Source organism: Moorena sp. SIO3A2 (assembly GCF_010672265.1).
GTDB classification, from domain to species: Bacteria; Cyanobacteriota; Cyanobacteriia; order Cyanobacteriales; family Coleofasciculaceae; genus Moorena; species Moorena producens.
This window is the reverse complement of the sequence record NZ_JAAHHC010000020.1, coordinates 17,711-34,752: the sequence shown is the minus strand read 5'-3', so window position 1 is coordinate 34,752 and position 17,042 is coordinate 17,711. Positions and strand designations below refer to the sequence as shown.

6 protein-coding genes and 5 pseudogenes are annotated in these 17,042 nt (G+C 41.7%); 4 read left to right on the top strand and 7 right to left on the bottom strand.

The genetic code is table 11. The annotated features are described in order from the left end of the window. Positions 1-73 precede the first annotated feature (73 nt). From F6K64_RS21865 to F6K64_RS21840, 6 genes and pseudogenes are all read right to left on the bottom strand, one after another. Entirely contained in the window at positions 74-1,333 is a 1,260-nt protein-coding gene (locus F6K64_RS21865) for a hydroxymethylglutaryl-CoA synthase family protein (RefSeq protein ID WP_008191809.1), read from the bottom strand. Positions 1,334-1,337: 4 nt separating this feature from the next. Then, positions 1,338-2,564 carry a beta-ketoacyl synthase N-terminal-like domain-containing protein gene (locus tag F6K64_RS21860; RefSeq protein WP_008191812.1) on the bottom strand — a complete coding sequence of 409 codons (1,227 nt, stop codon included), beginning with the start codon at positions 2,562-2,564 and terminating at the stop codon, positions 1,338-1,340. 51 nt (positions 2,565-2,615) lie between these two features. Beyond that, positions 2,616-2,855, bottom strand: coding sequence for an acyl carrier protein (locus F6K64_RS21855; RefSeq protein WP_008191815.1), 240 nt, complete (start codon positions 2,853-2,855; stop codon positions 2,616-2,618). Positions 2,856-2,873: 18 nt separating this feature from the next. Continuing rightward, positions 2,874-9,809 carry a type I polyketide synthase gene (locus tag F6K64_RS21850; protein ID WP_008191817.1) on the bottom strand — a complete coding sequence of 2,312 codons (6,936 nt, stop codon included), beginning with the start codon at positions 9,807-9,809 and terminating at the stop codon, positions 2,874-2,876. Between the two features lie 557 nt (positions 9,810-10,366). Then, positions 10,367-10,531, bottom strand: a pseudogene (locus tag F6K64_RS21845) (AMP-binding protein); the annotation flags it as partial. 1,426 nt (positions 10,532-11,957) lie between these two features. Next, positions 11,958-13,032 (bottom strand): annotated as a pseudogene (locus F6K64_RS21840) (IS630 family transposase). A gap of 292 nt (positions 13,033-13,324) precedes the next feature. Between F6K64_RS21840 and F6K64_RS21835 the strand changes: the two are divergent. The 4 genes and pseudogenes from F6K64_RS21835 to F6K64_RS21820 all read left to right on the top strand — a co-directional run. Beyond that, positions 13,325-13,477, top strand: coding sequence for a hypothetical protein (locus tag F6K64_RS21835; RefSeq protein WP_353814701.1), 153 nt, complete (start codon positions 13,325-13,327; stop codon positions 13,475-13,477). Positions 13,478-14,032: 555 nt separating this feature from the next. Next, a pseudogene (ltrA, locus tag F6K64_RS21830) lies at positions 14,033-15,578 on the top strand (group II intron reverse transcriptase/maturase); the annotation flags it as partial. A 105-nt stretch (positions 15,579-15,683) separates the two neighbouring features. Further along, a pseudogene (locus F6K64_RS21825) lies at positions 15,684-15,866 on the top strand (HNH endonuclease); the annotation flags it as partial. Between the two features lie 107 nt (positions 15,867-15,973). Continuing rightward, a pseudogene (locus tag F6K64_RS21820) lies at positions 15,974-16,432 on the top strand (RNA-guided endonuclease TnpB family protein); the annotation flags it as partial. Between the two features lie 70 nt (positions 16,433-16,502). On the opposite strand, the gene tnpA reads toward F6K64_RS21820, so the two are convergent. Next, positions 16,503-16,904, bottom strand: a complete 402-nt coding sequence (tnpA, locus tag F6K64_RS21815; protein WP_008191833.1) for an IS200/IS605 family transposase — start codon at positions 16,902-16,904, stop codon at positions 16,503-16,505. Positions 16,905-17,042: the final 138 nt, after the last annotated feature.

Below are 17,042 nucleotides of genomic sequence, written 5' to 3'. Positions count from 1 at the left end.
ATATAATCCTTACTCTATGGACATTTTGAATGCAAGAATTTTGAATTTTGAATTCCGCGCAGCGGCACCAGAGCTATACCCACTCGTATTTTCGGTGGAATTCCTTGATTGCTTTTAAGACTAATCGACCCTTGCCTGCTATTTTTTTCCAGACTCCGGGGAACAGTTGATAGTCCAAGGTGACATTTCTAGTGCCAAAGGCAACTGCACTACTATGATAGAGTAACTGCTCATATTCTTCCATACTTAAAGAATAGCGGTCTGCTAACTGGGCTGATATACCTTGTTGAGCTTGAATTTGCTTCCCTTCTGGAGTCACAACCCCACTATAAAATTCGGAACAACAACCAGAGCCATAGGAAAACATCCCAATTCTGCGAGGGGTACTGAAGTCTCCATTGTCGATGGTACTGGCTAAGGATAAAAACAAAGTTGCTCCCATAATATTGCCTACCTGTTGGCAGTAGACTAATCCCGGCATTACCCTTCTTTGGAAGTCCGCTTCAATCTCTGCAGGTTTAGCTCTTTTCAACCTACGCATCATATTTCTATGAGCGCCTTTAACCATACCACCAAAAGGAGTATGAAAACTCAAATAATCAAAACTTTCTCGGTAGTCTACTCCTTCGACTCGGTTTTGATAATGTCGGTAGGCATTTTCGCAACAGTCTAGGTAAGAAAGCAAGGATAAGTCGGCATCTCCTGCTTCTGAATCGGGATTAGGTCTACAGGTATCCATGACTTCATAACCATAGTAACCGTTGCAGCCTACATCAATTTGAAAAATGTGGGGAGTATCACTGACTAAAAGAGCCACGGCTCCAGCACCACTACTGGGTTCAGCAAAAGACCAATCGTAATTGATTGCTTCTCCTCCCTCGGCAACCAGAAACCGAGAGATATCGGTGGCGATAACTAAGGCTTTGGCTCCCGGAAAGGTTTGGGACAAAATCAAGTTGATTGCCATCTGTAAGCCAGCGGTTCCTGAGTAGCAAGCTTGCTTGAGTTCAAACATGCGGCAGTTACGACTTAAGCCCAAATACTCTTGGATATAGGTGCTCATCGATTTGCCAAAGTCAATGCCTGACTCGCTGCAGGTAATCACCATTTCTATGCGCTGCTTGTCAGCATCACTCAAGCGATCGATGATGGGCTTGGCGGCATTAACCGCATAGGAAACGGGATCTTCATAGGGCAGAGAAACCGCTTTCTCTTTCATCATTAGATTGTCAAAGCGGGAGATATCCAACTGACGCGCTTGTGCCAACTTGCGCAGCTCTAATTGGGCTGCACCTCCATATACACTTAGGGCTTCAATGCCAACTTGTTGCATAGCTTTACTCCTTGCCCAGTAATAGAGCTGTATTGATGCCGCCAAAAGCAAAGCTATTGCTGATGGCATAGTTAATTTCCCCTTGAACAGCAGTTTCTTTGACCCAATTTAGGTTATCATCAATGGGGTCAACCAAATTGTGGGTTGGATGACAAAAACTAGAGTTCATTTGTAATAAAGTAGCGATCGCTTCGATAGCTCCAGCCGCAGTTAAACAGTGACCAGTCAAAGATTTAGTTGAATTAAGGAGACAATGGTCAACTCCTGTGGATTTCAGAGCAGATACTTCCGTATTGTCACCAATAGGGGAACTGGTACCATGAGTATTGACATAATCGATTTGCTCTGGTTTTAAGTCTGCCATAGCTAAAGCTGCACTCATGGCTTGTGCTTCTGCTTTTTGGGATGGTTCAGGGCTACGATTGCCAGCTAAATTTAAGCCCCAACCCAGGAGTTTTCCTTGAGAAAGTACTCCTCTTTGTTGAGCGCTGTCAGCTTTTTCTAAGACTATAACTCCACAACCTTCCCCATAAATAAAACCGTCATGGTTATGGTCAAATGGTCTACAGGCAAGCTCTGGACTATCAGCAAAACGTTCGCTACCCATAGCTCCCAAATTCATTAGTCCCTGACATTCATAGGCACAGATATCAAAGAGACTACCAACGACAATACTAATATCAGTCACCCCCGTTAAAATTTGGCGAGCTCCATGAATGATAGCGACTGCACCACTAGCAGATGCTCCACCTACGGTATAACCTTCTCCTTGAATTGGAAAGCACTGGGAAAGTAAACCCAAGATATCTGTATCCCAAACTGTCAGTCCATAAGTTGGTCGGATAAATTCTGGACGTGATTGATAACGTTGCCAAGTTTGTTGCTGATGGCGTTGTTGCAGATTGGAGCCACCGATTACTAGACCAATACGTTCTGGCTTGACTGGGGCAGAGGTTAGTTTAGCATCTTCCCAAGCCTGGGCAACAGCGAACATAGCAACTTGTCCACTCCAGGTTGCACTGCGTAACAATCCCCTATGTTGAGGAAATAGGGTTCTGACATCAAGCTCTGGTAGTTCTGCACCAATAAATTTTTTACTAGGGCTTTCCCTTCCTGGTCTTTGCAGATAACCAAATTGAGTTTTACCGGAGAATAGGGCTTCCCGGAAAGATTCAACTTCTTGGGCAATGGGAGTGACAATGCCCATACCAGTTATCTTGATGTCATTCATACACTAATACCAATTCCCGCTCCCTAAACAACAAACAACCAACAACAAATATTACAATTTTGCTGCAAATAAATCAGCAAGTTCTCCAATATTTTTAGCTCCAGCCAGTTCAATACGGGGAATATTCAAGGATAGGTCTTCCATCACCATCATGATAATTTCTGCCCGATTAACTGAATCGATACCTAATTTTTTTAAGCTATCAGTAGGTTCTAGGGGAGAATCTTCTAATTCTGGTGCTATTTCACGAGTGTATTTTTTTATTATTTTTAGTACTTGTTCTTTGCTCATATTAACTCCAATTTACTCCTAAACTGTAACCTGTTTTTTAATCTGTTGAACCAGTTTGTTTGCTTCCTGGATAGTCAACTCCTTCTTAGCTACTTTATTAAGAATCGCACGTAAGCGCAATTTTGGATCCATCTCCTCTGATGAATTTACAGGTGAACCGTTATTTGGCAAAGATTCTTGGGGATGACCTCCATTGCCATTACCTTGGAATAATTTGCTACCACCAGTAGCAGCAATTTCCTGGGCAATATATGGTGCCAGCTCTAATAAAGTAGGATAATCATACAACTTGGTGGCTTTGAGGTTTAAGTTGTAGGTTTGATTAATCGTGGTTGTCCATTCCACCCCAACGATGGAGTCTAATCCTAAATCAACAAATTTCTGGTCTTCGGCAATTTCACTCTCTTCTGTATAGAGTGCTTCGGCTAACTGCTGTTTGAGAACCTGCTTGATTTCTGATAGGTTTACCTGGGGTTGAGGCAATGGTTGTAGGGTTTTCAAAGGCTGCTGACTAACCTGGGGTTTTGTACCCTGACTTGCCAAGGTTTGGGCAATATATGCTGCTAGCTCTAATAAAGTAGGATAATCATACAACTTGGTGGCTTTGAGGTTTAAGTTGTAGGTTTGATTAATCGTGGTTGTCCATTCCACTCCAACGATGGAGTCTAAGCCTAAATCAACAAATTTCTGGTCTTCGGCAATTTCACTCTCTTCTGTATAGAGTGCTTCGGCTAACTGCTGTTTGAGAACCTGCTTGATTTCTGATAGGTTTACCTGGTTTACCTGGGGTGTCGGCAGTGGTTGTAGAGTTTTTAAAGATTGCTGAGTTTGAGAACTGGAGCTTATCGGTTTTGTACCCTGACTTGATAAGATTTGGGCGATATATCCAGACAACTCTAATAAAGTAGGATAATCATACAACTTGGTGGCTTTGAGGTTTAAGTTATAGGTCTGATTAATCGTAGTTGTCCATTCTACCCCAACGATGGAGTCTAAGCCTAAATCAACAAATTTTTGGTCTTCGGCAATTTCACTCTCTTCTGTATAGAGTGCTTCGGCTAACTGCTGTTTGAGAACCTGCTTGATTTCTGATAAGTTTACCTGGTTTACCTGGGGTGTCCGCAGCGGTTGTAAGGTTTTCAAAGGTTGCTGAGTTTGAGGAGCCGAAGAGATGCTTGGTGTTTCCTCAAAACTGATAGCTCCAGCTGCCATCCTTGCTGCTAAGGTTTGTTGCACATGAGGAATGTCTCGTAAGTAGGGAGATTTTAAACCTTTCTGGACGGCACGGGAGACCATCACTAGTACACTATCTTTGTTATAACGAGGTAGGGTTTTGTAGTACCTTGAATGCAGTTGAGAGTATTTTGAGAATAAACCCAACCGTTCCTCATCCACCCGCGTGTCATAATCTACCAGTCGAATCACAAAAGCACGACGTAACTTATGTAAGCCAGGTTTTAAGGGAACTGATTGATGTAAGACGTATTTATTGAAGAAAAAGGCATCTCCTAAGTTATACTCGTCTTCTTCATAACCATCTTTAATAGTATAATCGATTACATCTTCGGTAATTTTATTATAAATAGTGTTGGCGTTAGCCACATATTCATTCAAGTCTCCTTGGGATTCATCCCACTTAATATTATTTTTTAAATGTAAGTCAAAAACACTGTAATAGAACTGTCCTGGAAAAATCTTGGTAGATACATATTGCATCCCACCTCGATGTTCTTTAGTTATTTTATCCAAGGGGATCCAGATGGAAGCACCAAAGTCTTCGGTTTTGGTAAAGGAAAACGAACCGACTCCTACATGCCAAGGCAAGCCTTTATGGTTTGGTTCCACCGAAAACAGGGCATTGTGCATGATCATCAAGTTTTTGCCGGTGATGTAATTCAGCAGAGCCAGCTTCTCTTGGATAAAGGAAGAAACAAAATCGTATTTCACCAAGTCATAGGCATGATCATTGGTATCGATATCATCAATCCCTCCCAATTTCAAAGTTACTTTTTCCTTAGATATCTGGCTTTCCTGTTTAGCCTGATCCAAGGTTTTTTGGATAGTTTTTATCGCAGAAAAGTCAAATATTTTTTTGATTTGACAGTATCCCTTCTCTTCATACTCTTGTTTAAGTTGTTCAACTTGTTCCCGGTTCATAGTTTTTGGTTCCTTAGTTGTTTTTTGGTTAATCAAAATATCTTGATGTAGTGCTTTACCCAGGGTTTGGGTAATCTTTTCTGATTCAAGATATTGCTGAGTTATTTGAGCAGGTTCTACCTGAGTCAGTGGCACTCTCAATTGAGCCAATTCTCTTTTTGCTGGTTGTTGTTTAGCTACTGTAGTTTTGGATAAAGATAGTGACGCTGGGTTGGATAATCTCCGTTGTGGTTGCTCTATATCGGGAGCATCCGATTTTTGTATATTTATTGTAGTGCGAGCATCTTGCTCGCTTTCTTTAATTCGCGGTTGCTCTCTTTCTTTAATTCGCGGTTGTTCGCTTTCTTTAATTCCAGGGAGCATCTTGCTCCCACTACTGTTATTTGTGACTACGCTGTTTTTGCTTTGATTGTTGTCAGATGCTACCTGAGGTGCTACTTTTCCGTTTTTACCTTTATTTTTGTACTGTTGCAGATCACTGATCCAATATCTTTTCCGTTGCCAGGGATAGGTTGGTAAAACTACCTTTTGGGGAGCATCATCTGGGTAAAATCCTAACCAGTCAACCTTAACTCCCTGTACATATAACTGCCCCAAACTTTGCAGCATTTGTAACCAGTCTGGCTTACCAGGGCGTAAACTTGGCAACCAGATTTTTTTGCTTCCGATGAGACATTCCCTTCCCATAACGAGTAGAACTGGTTTAGGACCAATTTCTAAAAAGATACGAATATCTTGTTCGGCTAAAGTCTTGATGCCTGCGACAAATCTGACTGGTTTGACTACATGCTCTACCCAATAGTCAGCTGTGGCAATGCTCTTGTCTGCTATGGTTCCTGTGACGTTGGAGATTACAGGTATCCTTGGTTGATGGTAAGTGATTTGCTGGGCTACTGCGGCAAACTCTGCCAACATTGGTGTCATTAAAGGGGAATGAAAAGCATGGGATACCTGCAGCTGCTTCGTCTTAATCAATTTTGACTCTAGTTTTGTAACAATAGCTTGAATCGCTCCTGCTTCCCCAGAAATCACCACACTTTCGGGCCCGTTGATTGCAGCAATTGTCACTTGCTTGGTATGATTAGCGATCGCATCTTTTACCTGAGACTTTGATGCCATAACAGAAACCATCTCTCCACCAGCAGGTAATTGCTGCATTAACCTCCCCCGCAGGGCGATTAACTTCAAGCCATCTTCTAAACTCAAGACTCCAGCTATAGTTGCTGCCACATATTCTCCCACACTGTGACCCATCACCACCTGAGGCTTAATACCCCAAGATTCCCACAACTTGCACAAGGCATACTCTAGGGCAAACAATGTCGGTTGGGTATAGGCAGTTTGGTCTAGTAAATAGGAGTTTGAGTTTGGTGTATCTTGAGGATAAAGGACTTCTAATAACGGACGCTCCAGATAAGGACGTAGGAGTTCATCACATTGATCTAAAACTTGACGGAAAACAGGCTGAGTTTGATACAGTTGCCTTCCCATCTGCACATACTGGGAACCTTGACCAGTAAACAGAAATGCTACTTTAGCTGGACTACTACTATGGGATAGTTGTCCTGAAAATACCCCACTCTCTTCTTCCCCTGCTTGGTATTGCCGCAGTTTGTTGGTTAATTGTTGTGGGTTAGTGGCAATTATTGCTAGGCGATGATTAAAGTCAGCTCTTCCAGTATTAGCGGTGTAACATACATCTGCTAGCTCTAATTCCGGATTGGTTTCGAGATGATGCTGATAACTACTGACTAACTCTTTAAGTGCTTGCTCTTTCTTAGCAGACACAGTTAATAAGTAAGGTGGCTCCTGGCTCCTGGCTCCTGGCTCCTGGCTCCTGGCTCCTGGCTCCTGGCTCCTGCCTTCTGGTGCTTCCTCAACAATGGCGTGGGAATTAGTACCACTAAAACCAAAAGAACTTAAGGCTGCTACACGAGTTTCATCTCCCTCATATTGTTCCCATACCTTACCCTCAGTGGGAATCACCCCAGGAATCCCCGCCAAACTTATATAGGGATTCAACTGTTTCCAATGCAAGTGAGGTGGAATATACTGATTTTGCAGCGATAATACTACCTTAATTAATCCTGCAATACCGGCAGCTGCTTCCGTATGACCAATATTGGTTTTGACTGAACCAATCATCAAGGGTCGATCTGCACTACGATCCTTGCCATACACTGCTTCTATTGCCTTAATCTCCACCGGATCTCCCAAAGAAGTACCGGTACCATGAGCTTCCACATAAGATATCTGGTTAGCCGAAACTCCTGCTACCGACAACGCTCTTTTGAGTACCGCTTCTTGAGCCGATTGGTTAGGTGCTGTCAAGCCATTGCTCGCACCATCTTGGTTAATTGCTGTACCCCTAACTACTGCTAAAATTCGATCATTGTCTGCGATCGCTTGTTTCAAGGACTTGAGAACGACAACCCCACAACCTTCACTCCGCACATACCCATTGGCAGCAGCATCAAAAGTCTTACAGCGTCCATCTGGTGATAACATCCCAGCTTGAGAGAAACTGATACTCAACTCTGGAGACAACAACAAATTCACCCCTGATGCCAAAGCCAATTGACATTCACCATTGCGTATACTTTGACAAGCTAAATGAACCGCACTCAGAGATGAAGAACAAGCAGTATCTACAGTAATTGATGGTCCATTTAATTGGAAAAAGTAGGATAATCTTCCTGCACCGATAGCAGTAGAACTACCTGTAGCAAAATAGATATTTAAATCTTGCTCTTGATAATATTTGTCCTGTAAGCGTTCGTAATCGTGAAAAGCGATACCCACAAATATACCCGTTTCTGTGCCCGACAGAGATTCCGGATTAATGCCAGCATCTTCTAGTGCCTTCCAATGTTCTTCCAGCAGCAGACGCTGTTGTGGATCCATGTAGAGAGCTTCACGAGCCGAAATGCGGAAAAAATCCGGCTCAAATTTGTCAACTTCAGTTAGGAATCCCCCATAACGATTAGCTATTTTTCCTGGCTGATTTTTCTCAGGATGGTAATATTGCTCAATATCCCAACGAGTTGGAGGTACTTCCGTAATCCCATCAATACCATCATGGAGCAATGACCAATATTGTTGAGGGCTATCGGCATCTCCAGGAAACCGACAAGCCATACCAATAATTGCTACTCCATTTTCTAATTGAGCCGTTGAAAAACCGGAATCAGTTTTTATTGCCTCTGGCTTTGGTAGTACCTCAGAAACTTCCCCGCTTCTCTCTGTTGTCTCCCCTTTAAAATAACTAGCGATCGCGGCAGCAGTTCCATACTTAAAAAATAAATTAGGATCTATTTCCACTCCCAGCTTCTTCTGCAACAAGTATCTCAGTTCCAGCAACTCCAAAGATTCGATGCCCATCTCCATCAGTGCTCGCTGGGCATCAAAAGACTTTTTCTGGTGCATAACTTTACGCACACAGCTAGCCACAACTTCATCTATATCTTCTGTCAGTTTTACCTTAGTCTGCCGATTTTTTTCAACTGTCGCACCATCAAAACGTTGACGATGTTGAATATCGTAAGATACGAGAACTCCACAAGTCTGGTTTTCCCAATCTTTAGGGCGGTAACCAGGAAGCAGTTTCTCAATTTTAGCCCCATGAATCTGGTGAAATCGCAACAGCGGATCCACTAGTAACCCTGACTCATTTTTCTGGTGGATATATTCTGCCATGGGCATAGGGGAATAGTCTGGATAATTGCGACAAAGAGTTACTGCCACAACTTTTTCGACACCACTTATCTGGGCACAATACTGAAGCATAAATTCCAGCAGTCGATCTCCCAATCCCTGATTTTGCAACTCTGGCAAGATATTTACTGCCAATAATTGTACCACTACTCCTGATTCAGTATGTAATAAAGGGACTTGTGTACAAGTTTTATTATCCAAAAGTTGAGGGTTATCAATTCTTTGGGAATAGATAGCTCCAACAATCTTATCCTCAAGCTCTAAAATAAACTGCCCTTGTGGAATTTTAAAAATTCGTCTATAAATTTCTTCATTGTCAACTTGGAGATTTTCTGACCAACACAATGTCTCTAGTGCTATTAAATCACGTAAATCCTCAATTTTAGGATGGCGCAAATTGTAATAATTATTTTCAAAACAATTTAAACTAATACTTTTAATTATTGTCCTTTGCCCTAAGCATTTACCAATATCAGTCAAGCATAGATAATTCTTATTTTTATTCGATTTTTGGCTGTGTTTTTGGACTTTTATCAAACTTTTATCAGCCCATCCTTTAGCAATAAACAATCTTGATAATTCTTCTCGTATATGAGGAGTCACATTATAGAATAAAGGCTTGTCTTCATCTACTGCTAATAAATTATGCTTGTGAAGCCCTAGCATAATTGGTATTATTAAGACCCCATCTAATAAATCGGCAATTGTTCTATCATTAATATTCCACTGTTGTTGAGAAAGCTCTATCCAATTTTTAATAATACCAGGCTTTTCCTTTCCTAGTAAATAGGATTCTATGGGTAAGTTGTATAAATATAATATTTCTTCAGGAATGGACAAGTAAGCTTGACAATTGTCTTTGAGGGAGTATTCATCAGCTTCATTTTTGGATAGCCAACCTAGGGATTCCATCATTGTTAAGGCCACTTGCAAATTACCTGTATTTGCCCCTAGAGTATTAGCTATTTGCCGGTGGGTTATTCTCTTTTTTTTTATTAATTCAAATAATCCTTTTTCTCTACAGGCTAAGATTACAGGAATATAAACAAAGCCGTGTTCGTAACGATTAATTAACTCTAGCATTTTTTGATATTTATTGGTTTTACTCTGAATAGGATGTTAGTGAGCTTGGCTAGGATTTTTATGGAAATTTACTTAAAATACCATGAAATTTACAATTAAATTGAGGTTTACTACCTATGAATAATTAATAATACATTTACTCTCCCCTGATCTGGCTCTATTTGATTAGATTGTGTGTTTGGCTGGGATAACATTATTGTACAGCATAAAGTTTTTTTTATGGAGACCTTTAATGTAGTCATTTGAGCTAGTTTTTTACTTTTGATTTTTGAGTAGTCCTAAATATGTAATGATATTATTTGCTACATTCATTTAATTTTCAGAAGGTAGACTAGAAAAATCATTACTTGTTTCCCATTTTGCCTAGCTGAAAAGAATCTATTGTCACATCTATATTTAGTTTACATCAAACTGTCTCCTTAATTTTTACGGTTTGCTAAGTAGGCCTTGGTAATCCATGGGTACGCTTATCTAACCCAGTAAGGATAACTACGGAGAGATTGCTCCCTACATATTTCATTTTTTCATTGACCAACGCTGTTGGCTAAGTAATTTATTCAATTTTCATATAAATATACATTTCCCATCAGTCCCATGTCGTGGAAAGTCAGCAACCAACCTACTACAATTGTTTGCTGGCTATGTCCGAACGCTTGCTTAATCATCCGCTGATTGTGTAGCAGATTACCCTGACTCACCATTACTCCCTTGGGTGTCCCGGTAGAGCCGGAAGTTTACAGGAGTTAGGCATGGCTACTGCTGTAATGGCTTGGTTGAGACCAGTTCAACCCAAAGTCGCGTACGCATTTATTGTAGACTCGCAAATGCAACTTCCCCAGAGCTGGATGCTGGGCTCGGCGAGCTGGTTAACTCGGTCATAACAGATGTGGTAGTTAGGGCAAACCTAGCCTCTGCATAGGTATGCTTACGCTAACCACCGAGACAGATTTTGACTGCGTCGGGGTGGTGGATATGTGGGCACTGCAATTACGCCAGCGTACAAGCACCCAAACAAAGCAGCAATGAAGTCTATACCTGGTGGTACTACTAGCTCGCGCTCGTTCCCCCGTTGCCCCCAGAGACGGCAACTGACAGGCGTACGCCCTTGAGCGTTGGTCTAATACCTCATCGGTGATACGATCAGTTTCTTCTTCCCCTTTTTCATTGAAGGTATAAGCGATTTGATCTGGCTGATAATGGGCTCTATACCGCAACAACTCTACCAGATTGTCAAACTTCTCGTCAAGGTCTGAACATCTGATATTTCCAAAGTTTCAAGCTCCTTTATAAATAGCGTTTTTCAAGGCTTATTTGCTCCCTTTCAACAGTTTTTTACTGTTTTCACTATACTTAAGTGTACTTAGGTTTATGAGCATTGAGAGTCCCCTAAATTAGGCACCATGAGAAATTTAGCACGAAAAAAATAACCTGTCAACCCTAATCGTAAATAAATTCTGCTTGACTCTCGTCCAACCATAGCAGCTATATAAAACCTAAGTACTCTGACATCTAGGAGTACTCACTAGCAGTAATCCATTGATTAAGGTACTTTCATCCTAGGTTTTAGGGAGTAGGAAGTAGAGAGTAGGGAAAAAATGCTCTATATCTGATTACCAAGAGAAACGCTATTAATTTTTTTTTTTTTTGAACTGTGTTAAGAAAATTAAAGTTGCTCAAACCGTTGCTGTTCCCTATTCCGAGACCCAAAGTTTCCAACTCTTAACAGTCCACTTTACTTGTCTGGGAGGCGTAACTATTAGGCCATTGGTGACAAGTTCAACAAAAATGCCGTATGTCAAGTCTTGATTAATAAATATTTATAAAACTTTCAATTGCTTTGTGTAATTAGGATAGGGGTATTTAGCTCCATGGCGTAAGTATGAAGAACAGTTTTTGCCCTAGGTATTGATAATAATGGGTACGCTAGTCATTCCTCATGGGTACACGCCCGTCCCCGGGCAGTAGCGGATCGCCTCTGACCAAAAATTTTGGGTCTCAAGCCCCGTCCTTCCCTGGATAGAAACCTTAGATAGGGTCGCCTTATTCAATAAGTTTTAACCCTTTTCCCCATAGCCTGCCTCGGAAGTTACCGTAAGAATGAAGGAGCCTTAAGTAGCTAAGGGTAGAAAAGCTCATGTATGTAACACATTATGAAGGAGCTAACTTCGAGGGAAATCTGAATCGTTCTGCCTGATATCCACCAACCTCAGCTCTAGCATTGACGCCATCAATGACTGCATAAGCTAGGGCCAGTTCATCTTCAAACATTTGACCCACCAATTCATGGGTTTTTAACTGATGCCATTCGGATTCAATCGGATTCATCTCTGAGCAATATTTCGGTAAAAAGAACAGATATAGCCCTTGAGCTTCCCACTGAGCCCATTTCTCTCTCACCTGTTTGCTGGTATGAACCGGACCATTGTCCTGGACAATCACCCGGAGCCGACCGGTTTGATCGAGTTGTTGCTTGGCCTGACGAGCTTGTTCATCCATCATCGTGATGTAGCGCTCCCCGTTGAAACTGCCCACCACCAGTCCATAGACAAAGCTCACGCTTAGGTTGTAGCAATCCCAAAATGCTAATGCGTCTTCCTTTGCGGGCTGTCTGTTCAAGGCGCTTTTGCTCACCTCTAAAGAAATAGCTGTGTTCTACGGGCATCCACATACAAAATCCCGACTCATCGAGATAGAATAAGTCGATTTCTCCTACTGCCGCTGACCATTGCAACATCTCTAGGTCGGCTTGCTTGGTTGCCTTTTCTATAGGGTCTTGCTTCCCTCTGTGACTTTGGCGAGTACGCTTCCAAATCACCCCCTTTTTTTAAGCACTCGTCTGAGGTGATCCGGGCTCAACTTAACATGACGGTCATTAGCCAGCTTTTGGGCTAACTGTTTGCTATTGTAGGTGCGTTCCTCCTGGCGTAAGCAGGATTCTAGATATTCAATATCCTCAGGCTGCCAACGCTTCTGGGCTCCGGGTCTAGGAGCATCCCATAGTCCCCCCAAGCCTTTGTGTTGCCATCGATGAATGACCTCACGGACAGTTCGAACATTCCAGCCGAAATAGGCAGCAATTTTCTCTACATACAGGCCCTGATGGTTTAAACGAATTACTTGCGCTCGGTCTTTGACTCGCTGGGGAACCGTAGTGGCAGTGCGAAGTTCAAATAAAGTGCGCTCAAGTTCGGCACAGAGGAAAGATTCTTAAGCGTGCGCCCATAGTGAATGCTTCTTAGCATTGAAAGTATTATTGCTTTATTTAACTTAACATACCTGAGCTTTTCAAGCCCGACCTACTTATTACAAGAGACTTAACCCTTCTATGCATAGCCAGTTACCCATAAAGGCTCCTTCATTCTAAGGTTTCGTCTTTAACCATAAAGGCGACCCTATCTTACGGTAACTTGGCCTATGGCCACGCTTGGCCTATGGCCACGCCAAAGGCGAACGCGAACAACGGACGGCTTTCTCTTTTTGTGTTCTACTTTACCCAGAGTTGTCCCACGTCAACAATGAAGGTCTTAGAGTTCAAGGTCAAGGGAAAGAAAGCTCAATATGCCGCGATTGATGAGGCGATCCGCACCGGTCAATTTGTCCGCAATAAGTGCCTCCGCTACTGGATGGACAATAAAGGGTGCGATTCGTTAGTTAGAAACCTTATCTAAACAAAGATTTGGGGGATTAACTGCTTGGCTCAATAAAGAGCCATGATAACTTGATAACCATGATGGTGAAATTCCATCCCTCGTGAAATCCGAGTGACAACCTTACCCTGATTCATGAACATAACAAACTCATGGATTAATGCCAGGGTCAAACGTCAAAACATCCTTTAACCTGACCGATGTATTTGATAGGTAAAGAACTCATGGGTACGAAAGGAAGATACATCAGAATCATCGTTAGTCCAATGTAGCGAAATAAGGTTGAAACGCTACAGACAAAAGTCAATGGAATTAAGTTGATAAGATTCCTTTTTCTTATAAAGATTTCCGAAATAATTCCCGGTGAATAGTATCACCCTAAAAGTTCAAAGAATGGTTATCAGGAACGAAGTAACTCCCATATGTACTCTCAGTAAGGTCGATTATTGAGTAGGTAGTTAGCCGCATGTCCTATGGGGGCAAGATTGAGTCAGAAGCAAATGCCTAAGGTAACATTTAGGATACGCAGACGGACTCACGTTATAGGAAAAGATATAGTTGTAAATAGCAATTGATATGTCTAATACTCTGGGATTTTCCCAAAAGTCGGAATGGAATAAGGTCAACTGGCGCAAGCTAGAAAAAACCCTATTTAAGTTGCAAAAGCGATGCAGCGCGGTCTTGGGGGTTTCCCCCATGAGCGACTGCATCAAGACAACGAATATATCGAGCCTCTGTTCGTGGTGATGTTCGCGTGGTAAGAAAGTTGCAAAAGACTCTGATGAAGTCCTGGACTGCCAAAATGATAGCGGTCAGAAAAGTCACTCAGGAAAATAGAGGTAAAAAGACTGCCGGAATAGATGGGGTCAAAGCTTTAACCAACAAGCAACGCCTCGTCTTAGTAGCCAACCTCAAAACCTCCAAAAAGGCGAAGCCAACCAGAAGGGTATGGATACCTAAACCTGGACGGAAAGAAAAACGCCCACTGGGAATACCGACCATGTATGACCGCGCATTACAGGCACTCGCCAAACAGGCTTTAGAACCTGAATGGGAAGCAAAATTTGAACCTAACTCATACGGGTTTAGACCAGGACGCTCATGTCATGATACTATCGAAGCAATATTCAACTCCATCAGAAGCAAACCAAAATGGGTGCTAGATGCAGATATTGCTAAATGCTTCGATAAAATCAACCATAAAACCCTAATATCAAAACTAAATACTTATCCATCCATGAGACGTCTAATAAAGTCCTGGCTTAAAGCTGGTGTGATGGATAATGGAACATTCTCACCTACAAAAGAGGGCACTCCCCAAGGTGGAGTAATATCTCCACTTCTGGCGAACATAGCCCTCCACGGCATGGAAAAGGTTGTATGGGATTTTGCCGATTCTGTTAAAGGCAAAAAGACCTATTACAAAAAAGGATTAAACCTAATCAGATATGCTGATGATTTCGTAATACTACACCAAGACCAGAAAGTGATAGAAGAATGTCAAAGGGTCATAAACGAATGGTTAAAAGACATGGGATTGGAATTAAAACCAAGTAAAACACAAATAATCCATAGTTTTGACGGATTTGACTTCTTAGGATTCAATATACGTCAATATCATGTAGGAAAAAACCACTCAAAACAAGGTTTTAAAACCATCATCAAACCATCAAAAGAAAAAGTTCTAGAACATTATGGGCAACTCTCAAACACTATCAACCGTCATAGAGCTGCCCCCCAGGATATATTAATATACAACCTTAAACCCATTATAAGAGGATGGTGTAATTACTACAGCTCAGTATGTAGTAAAGAAACATTCAAAGGGTTAGACCATAAACTCTGGAACAAATTACAAAGATGGGGATACAGGAGACATCCAAAGAAATCCAAGACCTGGGTAAACCATAAATATTGGGGAACTCTAGAAGAGGACAATTGGGTATTCATGACTTTGGATAACTACCTACCCAAACATGGTAAAACACCCATAATCAGGCACACCAAAGTCAAAGAATCCAGAAGTCCCTACGACGGAAACCTAATATACTGGAATACCAGAATGAGAAAACATCCTGAGATGACCACTCAGAAGGGAAGGCTTTTAGAACGGCAAGAAGGGTTTGAAGTTACCGTAAGATAGTGGAGCCTTTATAGTTGGTAGGTTATGCGTAAAAGGTTGAAGTCTTTTGTAGTAAGGCGACCCTATCTAAGGTTTCGTTTCCGGAAATGTGCTCATTGTGGTCTTACTTTCAGGGATGGAGATTCATTGGAAAAACATCATATTATACCACGCGCACTAGGTGGAAATAACCTAGATAAAAATCTAGAATTACTACACCTTCACTGTCACGACGCCAAACACGGGACAAAAATCGACGCCTCCGAGCTAGATGAAAACCCGTTCTAGAGGTACCAATGACAATGGTTCCTATAATGAGGAGCCGTATGATGCGAAAGTATCACGTACGGTTCTGAAGACGAGTCGGTGGGGCGACTCACCGGCTTAGTTTAATTGTAGGACAAAAAGAGCTGTATCGTCATAATACTTGGCTTAGAGCTGAGTATCCCTTTGTAAAAGACTTGAACTCTCACGCATGTCAAGCTTCGGTCGAAAGAGCTTATAGCTCAATCGCTAGATTTTACGATAAATGCAAAAAGAAAGCCCCCGGTAAAAAGGGATATCCCAAGTTCAAAAATTTCTCCCGATTCGGCGTAGCCGACGCTGCGCGAACAGTTGAATACAAGACATCAGGGTGGAAATTATCAGGGGATGCTAAGTCGATAAACTTCTTAGACAAGAAAGGTATCGGGAAACTGAAACTGAAAGGGACTTGGGAGTTGTGGCGTTACGATTCGGCAAAGCCGACGCTACGGAAAAGCTAACCCGCGCGGGTTAGATTGGTTCGCCGTGCAGATGGCTATTATGTTCAGTTGTGTATAAAGGAATCTCTAGAACCTTCTCATAAAAATCTAGATAGCAGGAAACCCCGTGTCTTTAGACCGGGGAGGAATGCTCACAGTGGCTAAAGCCACCTAAGAGAAACTATCCATGATGAGGATCATTAATGTATCTTTGGATAGTTTCAATGCTAACCTTACCTGCCGTTGAGAAGAAATAACTGTTAGTCCAAAGAGATGGAAGTTTCTTTAGATCAGGAAACTCTTTTCTTAGGTAGTTGGCGCTTCTCCCTTTGAAAGCCCTTACGACTTGATATATCGCATCTGTGGGATTGATTTCGACGAATAAATGGATCTGGTCTGGTGCTACTTCAAGAACTTTGATATTCCAATTTTTATCTAGAGCTATCTCAGCGAATATTTCGTAAATTATATCTCGAATTTTATCCACAAGTACTTTTTTGCTTTTCGGGAACCATACAAGGTTAACAGTACAAATACCCACTGCGTGATTGTAATGCCTATATCCAAAACTATTCTTTATCAATTTATTTGACTTCCGGACTTGCTGTTGTTATTAATGTAGTTTTTTATAAAAATAACGACAACTTAATATGAGATCGATAATGGCTAAAACCAATAAACAGATAGGGGTGCAGCAAATAAATATTGTTGCACCTAGATC

What these genes read in the sequence shown, in the direction of transcription:
- F6K64_RS21865 (WP_008191809.1), bottom strand. Translation starts at nt 1,333, where the DNA reads ATGCAACAAGTTGGCATTGAAGCCCTAAGTGTATATGGAGGTGCAGCC.
- F6K64_RS21860 (WP_008191812.1), bottom strand. Translation starts at nt 2,564, where the DNA reads ATGAATGACATCAAGATAACTGGTATGGGCATTGTCACTCCCATTGCC.
- F6K64_RS21850 (WP_008191817.1), bottom strand. Translation starts at nt 9,809, where the DNA reads ATGCTAGAGTTAATTAATCGTTACGAACACGGCTTTGTTTATATTCCT.
- F6K64_RS21835 (WP_353814701.1), top strand. Translation starts at nt 13,325, where the DNA reads ATGAAGGTCTTAGAGTTCAAGGTCAAGGGAAAGAAAGCTCAATATGCC.
- F6K64_RS21855 (WP_008191815.1), bottom strand. Translation starts at nt 2,855, where the DNA reads ATGAGCAAAGAACAAGTACTAAAAATAATAAAAAAATACACTCGTGAA.